This is a genomic window from Sodalis sp. RH21 (genome assembly GCF_047324175.1).
Taxonomy (GTDB): Bacteria; Pseudomonadota; Gammaproteobacteria; order Enterobacterales; family Enterobacteriaceae; genus Acerihabitans.
On record NZ_CP178732.1, the window covers coordinates 176,015 to 189,716 of the forward strand.

The window sequence follows — 13,702 nt, forward strand, 5'->3', positions numbered from 1 at the left end:
AGCGTCCATCCCGACGGATTCATTTTAGACCGGCGCCCGGCAAGCCTGAGCGGCATTTCCCGCAGCTACGGCGGCGGGAAATGCGCAGGCGCGATCACTGGGCGTATTCGAGCCAAAAGAATTGATAAGGTTCGAGGCTCAGGGGCGCGCCTCCCGTAAAGTCCCGATAACTTATCACATCATGGTAATGCCCGTCAGGCAGGGGGCAGGTAATGGTCTTGGCGCTTAAATTAAACAGGCACAGCAGGTCCTGCCTTTTGCCCCGGCGATGAAAGGCGAACAGCGCATTATCCCACGCCATGACCTCCATCGGGGCATCCGGATGAAACGCCGGTTGTTGCCGGCGCCGTTGAATCAGATCGCTTAGGTGATGGAATACCCGCGCACGCAGGGACGTCTCGTCCTGCAACGCCGACTCGATGGCTTTCAACGGATATTTTTCACGATTGACCGCCCGGTTATGGCCGGCGGCTTTAACCCCTTCATAATCATTGCGCGAGCCGAGAATGCTTTGAATATAAACGGCGGGCACGCCGGGGAATGCCAGTAAAATGGCATGCGCCAGCAAAAATCGTTGTAACCGCGTGTCGTCGGAATCCTGGCGGCGGTTCAGGGCATCCATAAACGTCACATTGATTTCATAAGGGCTGGTGGTCCCGTCGGTATTTTGTTTATACGACACCAGCGCGCCTTCCGCTTCCAGATCCCTCACCAGGCTATTGATTTCAATCTCCGGCAGGATACCCCGCAGCGGGTTCATGCCGATGCCGTCATGGGAGGCCAGGAAATTGAAAAACGTGACGGTGCCGCCGCCGGTATCCAGCGAGGCCGCCCATTGGCGCAATGCGCGGCTATTGCCGTTGTGGATGGCATGCAGCACCAGGGGCGGCAGCGGGAACTGGTACACCATCTGCGCTTCGTCGCGGCCATTGCCGAAATAGCTGATGTTATCTTTATGGGGTACGTTGGTTTCGGTGATAATCACGGTGCCTGGCGCCACTTCATTAACGATGGCGCGCATCAATTTCACCAGCAGGTGGGTCTTGGGCAGATGAATGCAGCGGGTGCCGATCTCTTTCCACAAATAGCCTACCGCATCCAGGCGGATATAATCCGCGCCCTGGGTCAGATAATGTAATAACACCCCGATGATCCCGATCAGCACATGGGGATCGGCAAAATTAAGATCGACCTGATCGGCGCTGAATGTCGTCCATAGGTAGCGGGTTTCTTCATTTTTCATCACAAAGGGCGTCAGCAGCGGCGAGGTGCGCGGACGGGTCACGGTGCTCAGATCGGTTGCCGGCGGGACGGCGATAAAAAAATTCTCAAAATCCATTTGCCGTTCGAGATAGCTTGCCAGCCATTTGCTGTGCGCGGAGATATGATTGCAGACAAAATCGAACATGAGGCGGGTGGATTGATTAAGCCGGCTGATATGTTGCCAACTACCCACGATGGGATTGACCTGGTGATAATCAATGACGGAAAAACCATCGTCCGACGAGTAAGGATAAAACGGTAACAGATGAACCAGGTTGAAGGTCGTTTGCAGCCGTTGTTCAAAAAAAGAGGTGAGAGTCACAAGCGTTGGCTGTTCCGCTTCCATAAACTGATCGGCATAAGTGATCAGCACCACGTCCTGCTCATCCCAATGTAATTTGCGCTGCTGCTGCTGGGTCGATTTGGCGAAGATGATTTTACTTTTTATGGTATCCAACTGCGCCTGGGTAAGCGATGAGGCATAAATCTCTTCAAGTAAATGGGTAATGGCTTCCATCATTGCACCTTGTAGGAGTGACGACGTCCTGAACAGCATGACCACAGCATTGACGCCATGTTGTCAATGTAGCCATTAGAAATAAAAGCGCAAACCTTCTTACCATTCCGGATAAGGCGAAAATTGGCCGCCTGGGAGACCAGATGTTTATAAAATCATCAATTAACAATCAGTTATACCAATAAGGATTTTGTTGGTCCGTTCAGGAGAATCTTGATTTGCGGAGCAGTCCTAAATCCCCGCCCCCTATGCCCCAGGCGGGCGGAGCCGGTAATAAGGGCCGTGGCAGACGCTGCCCTGGGGGCAATGCCGGCAACTTCCCTGGGGTTGGGCTGTCGGCTCCTGGCCGACGCGCTCGGCTTTACCCATGATCACCAGGCGTTCAAGCATCGCTTCGGCCATGGCGGCGGACAAATGGAGGCGGCTGCTTAATTGCCTGGCGCTGGCCTGGCCGCTCAGGGCCAGGGCATCATGTAACTGCAGGAGATCGGCCAAGGTCAGGTTCCTTAATGGCAGCTTTCAGTGGTCGATACGGGACGCGGCGCGTTTTCCCGATCCGGCGACACATTGCCGAAACGATGGCGCATCAGGCGCAGCGTCAGCACAAACAGCACGTTAACCAACAACACCAGGGCGATGCAGATAGCGCTGTTTACCGGATGTGCGGCAAAGGTCGCCGCCTGGTAGAACAGGGTCGCCATGGAGTAGGCCACGTTAACCCCCCAAATGATGGACAAGGTCATCCATCCACGGCTGCTTTCCCGGGCGATGGCGCCCATTACGGAAACGCAGGGTACGTAAAGCAGTACAAAAATCAGATAACTGTAGGCGGCGATGGCGGTGCCGAATTTACTGCTCATGACCCCCATGGAGCGTCCGTTCATCTCACCGTCGCCTTTACTGGCCTCGATGGGATTGGCGAGCACGCTCAGGCTGAAGATATCCTTGAGATTTTGCCAGGTTTCAGCCGCCGCGCCGGTTAACTGCGCCGCTAGATCAAACCGATCCGGGTCAAAAGGCGCCTGGGTAATATGCTCGGCGGTGTAAAGGGTATTCAGGGTGCCGACCACCACCTCTTTGGCCATCGCGCCGGTAACCAGCCCCACGGTGGCTTGCCAATTGTCCCCGTGCACCCCCATTGGCGCCAGCAGCGGCGTCAGAACCTGGCTCACCGATGCCAGCGCCGAGTCGTTAATATCCTCGACCGCTACGCCGCGCAGTGAAAAGCTGTTGAGCGCGCCGATAACGATACTGGCGGTGATAATGACTTTGCCCGCGCGCAGGACAAATCCTTTTAAGCGCTGCCAGGTTTGCAGCAGCAGGGTCTTGACATGCGGGACGTGGTACACCGGCAATTCCATGATAAAGGGCATGGCGTCGCCGCGCATGATGGTGTACTTCAGCATCAGTCCGGTCAGCACCGCCACGATAATACCGAGCAGATAAAGCGAAAACACCACCGAGGCGCCTTGTTGGCCAAAAAACGCCGCGGCGAATACGGCGAAAATCGCCAGCCGCGCGCCGCAGGACATAAAGGGGGCCATCATGATGGTTATCAGGCGTTCGCGCGGGGCGTCCAGCGTCCTGGCCCCCATCACCGAAGGAACGTTGCAACCGAAGCCGACGATCAGCGGCACGAAGGATTTGCCCGGCAGTCCCAGCGCCTGCATCATCCGATCCATGACGAACGCCGCGCGGGCCATATAACCCGAATCCTCCAAAAATGAGAGAAACAGGTACATCATGCCGATTTGCGGAATAAGCGGCAGCACCGTATTGATACCGCCGCCGATGCCCTGGGCCAGGAATACCGTCAGCCAGCGCGGGAAATTCAGCACATGTCCGATCCACTGGGTACCGTCGATAAACAGCGCCGCCGACCCGATTTCGAACATGGGTTGCAGCGCGCCGCCGACATTGATTGCCAGCAAAAACATCAGGTACATGACAAAAAAGAAAATGGGCACGCCCAGCCACCGGTTGAGCACCAGGGCATCGAGCCTGCCGGTCATGGCGTTCGCCAGCGTCAGGTGGCCGTTGCTTACCGCCTCGCACACCGCGGTTATTTTGCGATAACGGGCATCGGCGATGATCAGCGCCAGGTCCTCGTTGCAGACCGTTTTAATCTGCTCTAAATGCTCAAACGCGCGCGCGAAGCGGGGGCGGCCATAAATATCCCCTTCCAGCATTTGCAGCGCCAGCCAGCGGCGCTGCGGGTCGGGCAGCGCCGGCGGGATGAACGGCATTAATTGCCCGATGGCGCCGGTTATCGCTGCCGGATAATCGATGGGCAGCGGAACCGCGGCGGCGGCGCCTTGTTCTATTGCCCGCTTCAACGCGTCGATCCCCTGAGCGCGCGTGGAAACCAGCGGCACCACAGGGCAGCCAAGCTGCAGGGACAGTGCGGCCAGGTCGATCTTCACATGCTGGCGCCGGGCGATATCCAGCATATTTAGCGCCACGATGCAGGGCACCCCCAGCTCCAGCAACTGCATGGTCAAATAGAGATTGCGCTCCAGGTTCGAAGCATCCACCACGTTGATCAGTAAATCCGCTTCCCGGTCGAGGATAAAACGGCAGGCGATCTGCTCGTCCAGCGAAGCCTGCTGGGAAATGGTGGTCAATGAATAGGTGCCAGGTAAATCAACGACCTGTATCTGATGACCGGTAGTGGAGAAAAAACCCTCCTTGCGTTCAACCGTGACGCCGGCCCAATTGCCGACCCGCTGATGGGTGCCCGTCAGCTGATTGAAGAGTGTCGTTTTCCCGGCGTTGGGATTGCCGATTAAACCTATGGTGAGTTTTTTCATATTCAGCGGATATCCATAAAATAACTGAATGCTAGTGGTCAGCGAACCAGGGCCGGCGTGATAAACCTCAGGGGTGCGGTACGGCGGGTTAGGTTATGCTCGCCAGCAGCAACTGGGAAAGGTCCTTTCGGCGCAAGGCCAATTGCATCCTGCGCGTTTCGATTTGAATCGGGTCGCCGAGGGGCGCTACGCGAATGACCTGAAAAGACGATCCCGGCAGCATGCCCAAGGACAATAGCTTTTGGCGGTATACGGGGCTTATTCCCTGGCCGTAACCGAGGATTTTATAATGATGATGCGGCAATAGATGCATATAACCTTCTTAATTACCAAGGCAATAACTAAGATGCTATGGCGGTGTTTAATGAAGCTGCTGTAAATAAGTCAAATCATCCGGCCGGGCATTGGCTCAATTGCAACGGGGCGGCTGATAGCCCGCAATGAACTGAAGCCGCCGCTGGTATAAGCTATTAGGAAAAAATAATTGCCAAAGCCATTGATTTAATAACGCAGTTTTAACACCAATGGCTCCTTTTAGCAAATGAAAATTATTCGTATATGTATTTCGGTAAAATATTCTAACCGAATCGCCCAAATTAATTATGAAGGTAAATAATATAGCTGGCACAATGATATTGTTGGTTTTATTAATAAATTAATTCAATCTTAATAGTTAAGAAAAAAAATATGTCTGCGGCAACGTAATTACGCGTGAAATGTTAAAAACTCTATTTCAATATTAATAAAAGGTATTCAACGTTTCACATTGGTTAGCGCATATTTCTCCGGCGGTCCGAATAAAAAAGGCGGAAGGGTTAATTTCCCCTCGCGCCTTTTATTCATCAACCGCCGTTAATCAGCGTTTTTTACCCAGCGCCGCGGCCAGCGCGTCGCCCAATACGCTATTACCGGCGCTGGCGGCGGGACCCGCGGAGCGGGGTTTGGCCGCCGGGCGCGCGGAGGCATCCCGCCGCTTATCATTGCCCTCACGCCGGCTCAGCGTTTCGCCCGGCTGCTCGTCCAGGCGCATGGTCAGGGCGATACGCTTACGCGGCAAATCCACATCCATGACCTTGACTTTGACGATATCTCCGGCCTTGACCACTTTATGCGGGTCGTCCACAAAGTTGGCCGACAGCGACGAAATATGCACCAGGCCGTCCTGGTGTACGCCGATATCCACAAAGGCGCCAAAGTTGGTGACATTGGTTACGGTGCCTTCCAGAATCATGCCCAGGGTCAGATCTTGCAATGTTTCAACGCCGTCCGCAAAGGTCGCGGTCTTGAATTCCGGCCGCGGATCGCGCCCCGGTTTTTCCAGCTCGCGGATAATATCGGTCACGGTGGGCAGTCCGACGCGTTCATCGATAAAGCGGACCGGGTCGAGGGCGCGCAGCGCGCCGGCATTGCCCATCAGGGTGCTGAGCGAAAGCTCCGTCGCCTTGAGAATGCGCTCCACCACCGGATAGCTTTCCGGATGCACCGTGGATGCATCCAGCGGATTATCCCCATGATTGATGCGCAGGAATCCGGCGCATTGTTCAAAGGCTTTCGGTCCGAGCCTGCCCACTTTCAGCAATTGATTACGATCGCGGAACCGGCCGTTTTCATCCCGCCAGTTAACGATATTCTGGGCCATCATGCGGGTCAGCCCCGCGACGCGGGTCAGCAGCGGCACCGAGGCGGTGTTCAGATCCACGCCGACGGCGTTCACGCAGTCCTCCACCACCGTATCCAGCTTTTTCGCCAGCAGGCTCTGGCTGACATCGTGCTGGTATTGGCCGACGCCAATGGCTTTGGGGTCGATTTTCACCAGCTCCGCCAGGGGGTCTTGCAACCGGCGGGCGATGGACACCGCGCCGCGCAGGGAGACATCCAGGTCCGGGAACTCCAGCGCCGCCAGCTCCGAGGCCGAATAGACCGACGCCCCCGCTTCGCTCACGATCACCTTCTGCGCCGCGACCTTGGGAAATTGTTCTTTCACCAGGGCGAAAAACCGCTCGGTTTCCCGCGATGCGGTGCCGTTGCCGATGGCCACCAGCTCCACCTGATGTTTAATGCACAGGGCCGCCACCGCCGCCACCGCTTTCGCCGTCTGGCCGGTATGGGGATAAATGGTATCGGTGGCCACCAGCTTGCCGGTGGCGTCCACCACGGCAACCTTCACGCCGGTGCGCAGGCCCGGATCCAGGCCCATGGTCGGGCGCAGGCCCGCCGGCGCGGCCATCATCAAATCGTGCATATTGCGGGCAAAAACCTGAATGGCTTCTTCTTCGGCTTTTTCCCGGATACTGCCCATCAGTTCCGTTTCCAGATGCAGCAGGATCTTGATGCGCCACGTCCAGCTGACCACCGCTTTGCGCCAGGCATCCGCCGGCGCCTGGTTAAAGCGGACCTGCAAATGGTCGATAATCATCTGCTCGCAATAACTTTCGCGCGGCGGTTCGTCGGCGTGCGGATCGGCATTAAGGGAAATCTGCAATATGCCTTCGTTGCGGCCGCGGAACATGGCCAGCGCGCGATGGGAGGGCACCTGCGCCAGCGGTTCATGGTGCGCGAAATAATCGCGGAACTTGGCGCCGGCTTCCTCTTTGCCGGCAATAACCGTGGACACCAGATGGGCGTTTTTCCATAGGTAATGGCGTATTTTCGCCAGCAGCGCGGCGTCTTCCGCAAATTGCTCCATCAGGATATAACGCGCCCCGTCCAGCGCCGCCTTGGTATCCGCCACACCCTTCTCGGCATTCACATATTCCACCGCCGCCTCTTCCGGCTGCTGGTCGGGATGTTGCCACAGGGTTTGCGCCAGCGGCTCCAGGCCGGCTTCGATGGCGATTTGTCCGCGGGTGCGCCGTTTGAGTTTGTAGGGCAGGTACAGGTCTTCCAGCTCGGTTTTGCTCAGCGTGGCGTTAATGGCGCCCGCCAGCTGCTCGGTCAGTTTGCCCTGATCGTCAATGGCTTTCAGAATAGTCTGGCGCCGTTCTTCCAGCTCGCGCAGGTAACCGAGCCGGGTTTCCAGCTGGCGCAGCTGGGTATCGTCCAGGCCGCCGGTCACTTCTTTACGGTAGCGGGAGATAAAAGGGACGGTATTTCCTTCATCCAGCAGGCGGATCGCGGCGTCGACCTGCTCGGGACGGGCTTTTAGCTCAGCGGCAATTAGGCGATTCAAAGGATCATTCATCATGCTTTTTTTAGTCGTCATCATGTTTAAGGTAACTTATGCAGTGGACAGTTATACGTATTGCGCCGCCAAAATGCCAGTCGTCTGACCGTTGCATTGCGAGTTTGGCGCAGAGTTGCGGCCTGGACGCGGCGCATGGCCAGGGGGATGCCCCGCATTGCGCGCCGGGCAAATCAGCGGGCCCGGGCTATGGTATATTTGCCCGATGCGGCTTTAACTATTGGCAAAATGGTCCCGATGAAAACCAACCTTATTACCCGTAAAGGCTATCAGGAACTCCAGGCGGAGTTAGATCATCTCTGGAAACGCTATCGTCCCGAAATCACTGAAAAAGTCTCTTGGGCGGCCAGTTTGGGCGATCGCAGCGAAAACGCCGATTATCACTACAACAAAAAAATCCTGCGGGAAATCGATCGGCGGGTACGCTACTTGCGCAAGGTATTAAAAGAGGCGCGGGTGGTGGATTATTCGCCGCAACAAGAGGGCAAAGTGTTTTTCGGCGCCTGGGTGGAGGTGGAAAACGAGCAGGGCGAGCATATGCGCTTTCGTATCGTTGGGCCGGATGAGATTTTCAAACACAAATCCTATATTTCCATTGATTCGCCCATGGCCCGGGCGTTAATTAAAAAAGCGGTGGATGACGAAGCGGTGGTAGCGACCCCCACCGGGCCGAAAACCTGGTATGTGGCGGCTATTGTTTATCAGGAACCCGAGGACCTATAAGCGAAAATCATGAAATATAAGCCGGCTAAGGTTTACTTTGCCGGGGGTAAAGGGAACAATCATCCTGAGCGGGTTTTTGGAGCGCCGTACCGGCAATTGTGGATAAATCCCGCCAACGGCCGGCAATAATCTTAATAAAGAGCCTATTTTTGCCGAATGTGTGGATAACTACGTATTTCCATATGCTTTGTAACAATTTTGCTTAGAATATACACCTGAAACCGCTGTCAGTGCCTTACGGGTTTCTGAACAATACGCTTACGGGCGTATCGCCTTTGGGAGAGAGAGAATGCAAGAGAATTACAAAATTCTGGTTGTGGACGACGACATGCGTTTACGGGCACTGCTGGAACGGTATTTGACCGAACAGGGTTTCCAGGTGCGCAGCGTCGCCAATGCCGAACAAATGGATCGTTTGTTGACCCGCGAGTCGTTTCACCTGATGGTGCTCGACCTGATGTTGCCCGGCGAAGACGGTTTGTCCATTTGCCGCCGGCTGCGTAGCCAGAGCAACCCGATGCCGATTATTATGGTGACGGCCAAAGGCGAGGAAGTGGATCGGATTGTCGGCCTGGAAATCGGCGCGGATGATTATATTCCCAAGCCGTTTAATCCGCGCGAGCTATTGGCGCGCATCCGCGCCGTTTTGCGCCGCCAGGCCAATGAGCTGCCCGGCGCGCCGTCGCAGGAAGAGGCCATTATCGCCTTCGGCAAATTCAAACTTAACCTGGGCACCCGCGAGATGTTTCGCGAAGATGAACCCATGCCGCTGACCAGCGGAGAGTTTGCGGTGCTCAAAGCGCTGGTAAGCCATCCCCGTGAACCGCTGTCGCGCGACAAGCTGATGAATCTGGCCCGCGGGCGAGAATACAGCGCCATGGAACGCTCCATCGACGTGCAAATTTCCCGCCTGCGCCGCATGGTCGAGGAAGACCCCGCTCATCCGCGCTATATTCAGACCGTCTGGGGTTTGGGTTACGTATTCGTTCCGGACGGCAGTAAAGCATGAAGCGATGGCGCTTCTCTCCGCGCAGTTCGTTTGCACGGAGTTTACTGTTAATCGTTACCTTGCTGTTTGTCAGCCTGGTGACGACCTATCTGGTAGTGCTGAATTTCGCGATATTACCCAGTTTGCAACAATTCAATAAAGTGCTGGCGTACGAAGTCAGAATGCTGATGACCGACCGCCTGCAGCTTGAAGACGGCACCCTGCTGGAAGTGCCGCCGGCATTTCGCCGTGAAATATACCGCGAATTGGGTATTTCCCTTTATACCAACGCGGCCGCGGAAGAGAGCGGGCTACGTTGGGCGCAACATTATCAATTTCTCAGCCAGCAGATGGCCCAGCAACTGGGCGGCCCAACCGACGTGCGGGTCGAAGTCACCAAAAATTCGCCGGTGGTCTGGCTCAAAACCTGGCTATCGCCGGATATCTGGGTGCGCATTCCGCTAACCGAAATCCATCAAGGGGATTTTTCGCCCCTGTTCCGCTATACCCTGGCCATCATGCTGCTGGCGATTGGCGGCGCCTGGCTGTTTATCAGGATGCAGAACCGGCCATTGGTGGATTTGGAACATGCCGCTCTCCAGGTGGGCAAAGGTATTATTCCGCCGCCGCTGCGGGAATATGGCGCCTCCGAGGTGCGTTCCGTGACGCGGGCGTTTAACCAGATGACGTCCGGCGTCAAAATGCTGGCTGACGACCGTACGCTGCTGATGGCCGGCGTCAGCCATGATTTGCGCACGCCGTTGACGCGCATCCGCCTGGCGACCGAAATGATGAGCACCGAGGACGGCTATTTATCGGAATCGATCAACAAGGATATTGAAGAGTGCAACGCCATCATCGAGCAGTTTATCGATTATCTGCGCACCGGCCAGGAAATGCAGACCGAGATGGCGGACCTCAACGGTATTCTGGCGGAAGTAGTCGCCGCTGAAAGCGGTTATGAGCGCATTATCGAAACCGGAATGTGCGATGAGGAACTGATCGTCAACGTTAACCCGCTATCCATTAAGCGGGCGGCGGTGAATATGGTGGTCAATGCCGCCCGTTACGGCAATGGCTGGATTAGGGTCAATAGCGGGCAGGAAGCGCATCGGGTCTGGTTTGAAGTGGAAGATGACGGGCCGGGCATCGAGCCTTCGCAGCTTAAATACCTGTTCCAGCCCTTTGTGCGCGGCGATAGCGCCCGCAGCACCAGCGGCACCGGCCTGGGCCTGGCCATTGTCCAGCGCATCATTGATGCCCATGACGGCACCCTGGATATAGGCAGCAGCGAGCGCGGCGGATTGCGCATCCGCGCTTATTTGCCGCTGCCCGTCCAATCCCTAGACGCCCCGGCGGGCCATGCCCAGCGCAAGGCCGGTTAAACGGGCTGGCCGTATCGATGGCAAAGAAATGCCCCATACCCTCCGGGAGAATGTGGTTTCTCCCGCAAGGTATGGGGCAGGGTCAGGCGGTATTACATCCTCATGATGTCAACGGTATGGCTACAACTTCGGGCCGGCTTTAATTAACGCCTTGCCTGCCGGCGTATCGGTATATTTGTCAAAGTTGGTAATAAAACGCTGGGCCAGATCGTCGGCTTTTTCCTGCCATTGCCGCGGGTCGGAATACGTCCGGCGCGGGTCGAGAATATGGTCGTCCACGCCGGTTAAATGCAGCGGCACCGCCAGATTGAACACCGGCAGAGTGATGGTTTCGGCCTCGTCGATTTCACCGCTCAGGATAGCGTTGATAATGGTTCTGGTGTCCTTGATGGAAATACGCTTGCCGGTGCCATTCCAACCGGTATTCACCAAATAAGCTTTAGCGCCGGAGGCGTTCATGCGTTTGGCCAGCACTTCGGCATATTGGGTCGGGTGCAGCGATAAAAAGGCCGCGCCAAAGCAGGCCGAGAAGGTTGGGGTCGGCGCGGTGATGCCGCGTTCGGTACCGGCCAGTTTGGCGGTAAACCCGGACAGGAAATGGTATTGGGCCTGTTCCACCGTCAGGCGCGCCACGGGCGGCAACACGCCAAAGGCATCGGCGGTAAGGAATATGACCTTTGACGCGTGGCCGGCCTTTGACACCGGTTTAACGATATTTTCGATATGATAAATCGGATAGGAAACCCGGGTATTCTCGGTTTTGCTGGCGTCGTCGAAATCCACGCTGCCGTCGGCCCTGACCACCACGTTTTCCAGCAGGGCATCGCGGCGAATGGCGTGGTAAATTTCCGGTTCGGCTTCTTCGGACAGATGGATGGTCTTGGCATAACACCCGCCTTCGAAGTTAAACACCCCGTCGTCATCCCAGCCATGTTCATCATCGCCGATCAGCCGGCGGTGCGGGTCGGTGGAGAGCGTGGTTTTGCCGGTGCCCGACAAGCCAAAGAAAATGGCCACATCATCGTCGGCGCCGACATTGGCGGAGCAGTGCATCGAGGCGATGCCTTGCAGCGGCAGCAGGTAGTTCATTATGGAGAACATGCCCTTCTTCATTTCGCCGCCGTACCAGGTGCCGCCGATGAGCTGCATTTTTTCCGTCAGGTTAAAGGCGATAAAGTTTTCCGAATGCAGCCCCTGTTTTTGCCAGTCGGGATTGGTGCATTTGGCGCCGTTCATCACCACGAAATCCGGCGTAAAGCCCACCAGTTCTTCTTTGGTGGGGCGGATAAACATATTAACCACGAAATGCGCCTGCCAGGCGACTTCGGTAATAAAGCGGACTTTTAACCGGCTGTTTTCATTAGCGCCGCAAAAGGCGTCAACCACAAACAGGCGTTTGCCCGAGAGCTGGTTACCGACTAATTGTTTTAGCTGGCTCCAGGTTTCCTGGCTGAGGGGATGATTGTCGTTATTGCCTTTACCTTGATCCGACCACCAGACGGTATCGCGGGTGACGTCATCGCGGACCAGATATTTGTCTTTCGGCGAGCGGCCGGTGAAAATACCGGTATCCACGGCTACGGCTCCGGATTGGGTAACCGTGCCGCGTTCGAATCCCTCCAGCGAATCGGCGGTTTCTTCCTGGAACAACAATGCAAAGCCGGGATTGTAAATAACCTCGCTACTATCCGAAATACCATAGCCGGCTAGGTCTTGTGCGGTTATACCATGACTTGCCATCTGATGACTCCTTAGCTTTCAATTATTACCTGTAACGATTGTAGGGAATGCACAGGGGCTCACTGAGAGGTGAGTCATGAATTAACTTAAGTCAGCAAGATTTACGCCAATTTGGGAGCTGACGCATAAAAAATGCGTCAGCATGCGCTAACATTGGCAAGTGAGTCTGTCCGGAATTTGGCGGTGAATATTAATGCAATTGGTCGTTAGCGCCGGTCCTGCCTAGCTTTATAGCCTCGATGTCCGCCCCGTTGAAGACATAATGACTACCGCAAAAATCACAATGCATGTCGATGGTTTCGTCCTGATCCAACATCTCTTCCAGCTCATGCCCAGGCAGCGTCAGCAGCGCGTCAGCACAGCGTTGGCGCGAACAGGTACAAAGAAAACGCACGTCCTGCGGGGGATAGAGCGAAACTTCATCCTGATGGTAGAGGCGATATAACACTTCGTCGGCCGGCAGGTTAAACAACTCTTCCGCCTTGACCGTGGACGTCAGCTTGGCCAAATGATCAAAATCGTCGGGGTTGGCGTCCTGCGCCGGCAGCACCTGCAACAGCATGCCGGCGGCGGCAACCTGTCCGCCGACCGCACCGGTGCGGATAAACAGCCGGGTGAGCAGCTGCTCGGATTGCAGAAAGTAGTTCTCCAGGCAGTCGGCCAGATGTTCGCCTTCCAGCCCGACAACTCCCTGATAACGCTCGCCTTCATCCGGGGTCAGCGTTATGACCAGATAGCCATTGCCGACCATCTGTTTCAGGGAACTATCATCGGCGATGTCACCGTCGATACGCGCCACCCCACGCATGTTTTGCCGGTCGTCGCCGTTAATCACCGCCAGGCGCAGCGGTCCGTCCCCCTGTAATTGCACGGTGATTTCGCCGCTGAACTTCAGCGTGGCCGTCAGCAGGCTGGTGGCCACCAGCATTTCGCCCAGCAGATTTTTGACGCTTTGCGGGTAGTCATGCTGGCCAAGGACTTGCCGGTAGGTATCATGCAATGAAACCAGTTCACCCCGCACGGCATAATTTTCAAACAGATAACGGTGTAGCTGGTCATGGATTGCCATAATAATCTCGCTTACCGGTGGAGGAG

The 13,702-nt window shown here is 55.9% G+C and carries 10 protein-coding genes; 3 read left to right on the plus strand and 7 right to left on the minus strand.

The annotated features are described in order from the left end of the window. Positions 1-94: 94 nt before the first annotated feature. From ACL2XP_RS00780 to ACL2XP_RS00800, 5 genes are all read right to left on the minus strand, one after another. Positions 95-1,780, minus strand: coding sequence for an alpha-amylase family glycosyl hydrolase (locus ACL2XP_RS00780; RefSeq protein ID WP_413739039.1), 1,686 nt, complete (start codon positions 1,778-1,780; stop codon positions 95-97). A 246-nt stretch (positions 1,781-2,026) separates the two neighbouring features. Continuing rightward, positions 2,027-2,275 carry a FeoC-like transcriptional regulator gene (locus tag ACL2XP_RS00785; RefSeq protein WP_413736718.1) on the minus strand — a complete coding sequence of 83 codons (249 nt, stop codon included), beginning with the start codon at positions 2,273-2,275 and terminating at the stop codon, positions 2,027-2,029. An 11-nt stretch (positions 2,276-2,286) separates the two neighbouring features. After that, positions 2,287-4,590 carry a Fe(2+) transporter permease subunit FeoB gene (gene feoB, locus ACL2XP_RS00790; RefSeq protein ID WP_413736719.1) on the minus strand — a complete coding sequence of 768 codons (2,304 nt, stop codon included), beginning with the start codon at positions 4,588-4,590 and terminating at the stop codon, positions 2,287-2,289. A gap of 88 nt (positions 4,591-4,678) precedes the next feature. Then, positions 4,679-4,903, minus strand: coding sequence for a ferrous iron transporter A (gene feoA / locus ACL2XP_RS00795; RefSeq protein WP_413736720.1), 225 nt, complete (start codon positions 4,901-4,903; stop codon positions 4,679-4,681). 543 nt (positions 4,904-5,446) lie between these two features. Continuing rightward, positions 5,447-7,771, minus strand: coding sequence for a Tex family protein (locus tag ACL2XP_RS00800; RefSeq protein ID WP_413739040.1), 2,325 nt, complete (start codon positions 7,769-7,771; stop codon positions 5,447-5,449). 237 nt (positions 7,772-8,008) lie between these two features. Here ACL2XP_RS00800 and greB point away from each other — a divergent pair, with 237 nt between their 5' ends. The 3 genes from greB to envZ all read left to right on the plus strand — a co-directional run bounded on the left by greB (position 8,009) and on the right by envZ (position 10,867). Further along, positions 8,009-8,494: a transcription elongation factor GreB gene (gene greB, locus ACL2XP_RS00805; RefSeq protein WP_413736721.1), complete on the plus strand. Its 486-nt coding sequence runs from the start codon at positions 8,009-8,011 to the stop codon at positions 8,492-8,494. 289 nt (positions 8,495-8,783) lie between these two features. Next, on the plus strand, positions 8,784-9,503 hold the full coding sequence (ompR, locus tag ACL2XP_RS00810; RefSeq protein WP_003853014.1) for a two-component system response regulator OmpR: 720 nt from the start codon (positions 8,784-8,786) through the stop codon (positions 9,501-9,503). Continuing rightward, positions 9,500-10,867, plus strand: a complete 1,368-nt coding sequence (envZ, locus tag ACL2XP_RS00815) for a two-component system sensor histidine kinase EnvZ (protein WP_413736722.1) — start codon at positions 9,500-9,502, stop codon at positions 10,865-10,867. The genes ompR and envZ overlap by 4 nt, the downstream gene beginning before the upstream one ends. 120 nt (positions 10,868-10,987) lie before the next feature. On the opposite strand, the gene pckA is transcribed toward envZ, so the two are convergent. Next, positions 10,988-12,607 (minus strand): phosphoenolpyruvate carboxykinase (ATP), encoded by a 1,620-nt coding sequence (gene pckA / locus ACL2XP_RS00820; protein ID WP_413736723.1) that lies wholly within the window; start codon positions 12,605-12,607, stop codon positions 10,988-10,990. Positions 12,608-12,797: 190 nt separating this feature from the next. Then, the gene (gene hslO / locus ACL2XP_RS00825) at positions 12,798-13,676 is read right to left on the minus strand and encodes an Hsp33 family molecular chaperone HslO (RefSeq protein ID WP_413736724.1); all 879 of its coding nucleotides are present in this window, start codon (positions 13,674-13,676) and stop codon (positions 12,798-12,800) included. Between the last annotated feature and the right edge of the window lie 26 nt (positions 13,677-13,702).

Excerpts from the sequence above, each read along its gene's own strand:
- ACL2XP_RS00780 (WP_413739039.1), bottom strand. The coding sequence starts at position 1,780 with ATGGAAGCCATTACCCATTTACTTGAAGAGATTTATGCCTCATCGCTT.
- feoB (WP_413736719.1), bottom strand. The coding sequence starts at position 4,590 with ATGAAAAAACTCACCATAGGTTTAATCGGCAATCCCAACGCCGGGAAA.
- feoA (WP_413736720.1), bottom strand. The coding sequence starts at position 4,903 with ATGCATCTATTGCCGCATCATCATTATAAAATCCTCGGTTACGGCCAG.
- ACL2XP_RS00800 (WP_413739040.1), bottom strand. The coding sequence starts at position 7,771 with ATGAATGATCCTTTGAATCGCCTAATTGCCGCTGAGCTAAAAGCCCGT.
- greB (WP_413736721.1), top strand. The coding sequence starts at position 8,009 with ATGAAAACCAACCTTATTACCCGTAAAGGCTATCAGGAACTCCAGGCG.
- ompR (WP_003853014.1), top strand. The coding sequence starts at position 8,784 with ATGCAAGAGAATTACAAAATTCTGGTTGTGGACGACGACATGCGTTTA.
- envZ (WP_413736722.1), top strand. The coding sequence starts at position 9,500 with ATGAAGCGATGGCGCTTCTCTCCGCGCAGTTCGTTTGCACGGAGTTTA.
- pckA (WP_413736723.1), bottom strand. The coding sequence starts at position 12,607 with ATGGCAAGTCATGGTATAACCGCACAAGACCTAGCCGGCTATGGTATT.
- hslO (WP_413736724.1), bottom strand. The coding sequence starts at position 13,676 with ATGGCAATCCATGACCAGCTACACCGTTATCTGTTTGAAAATTATGCC.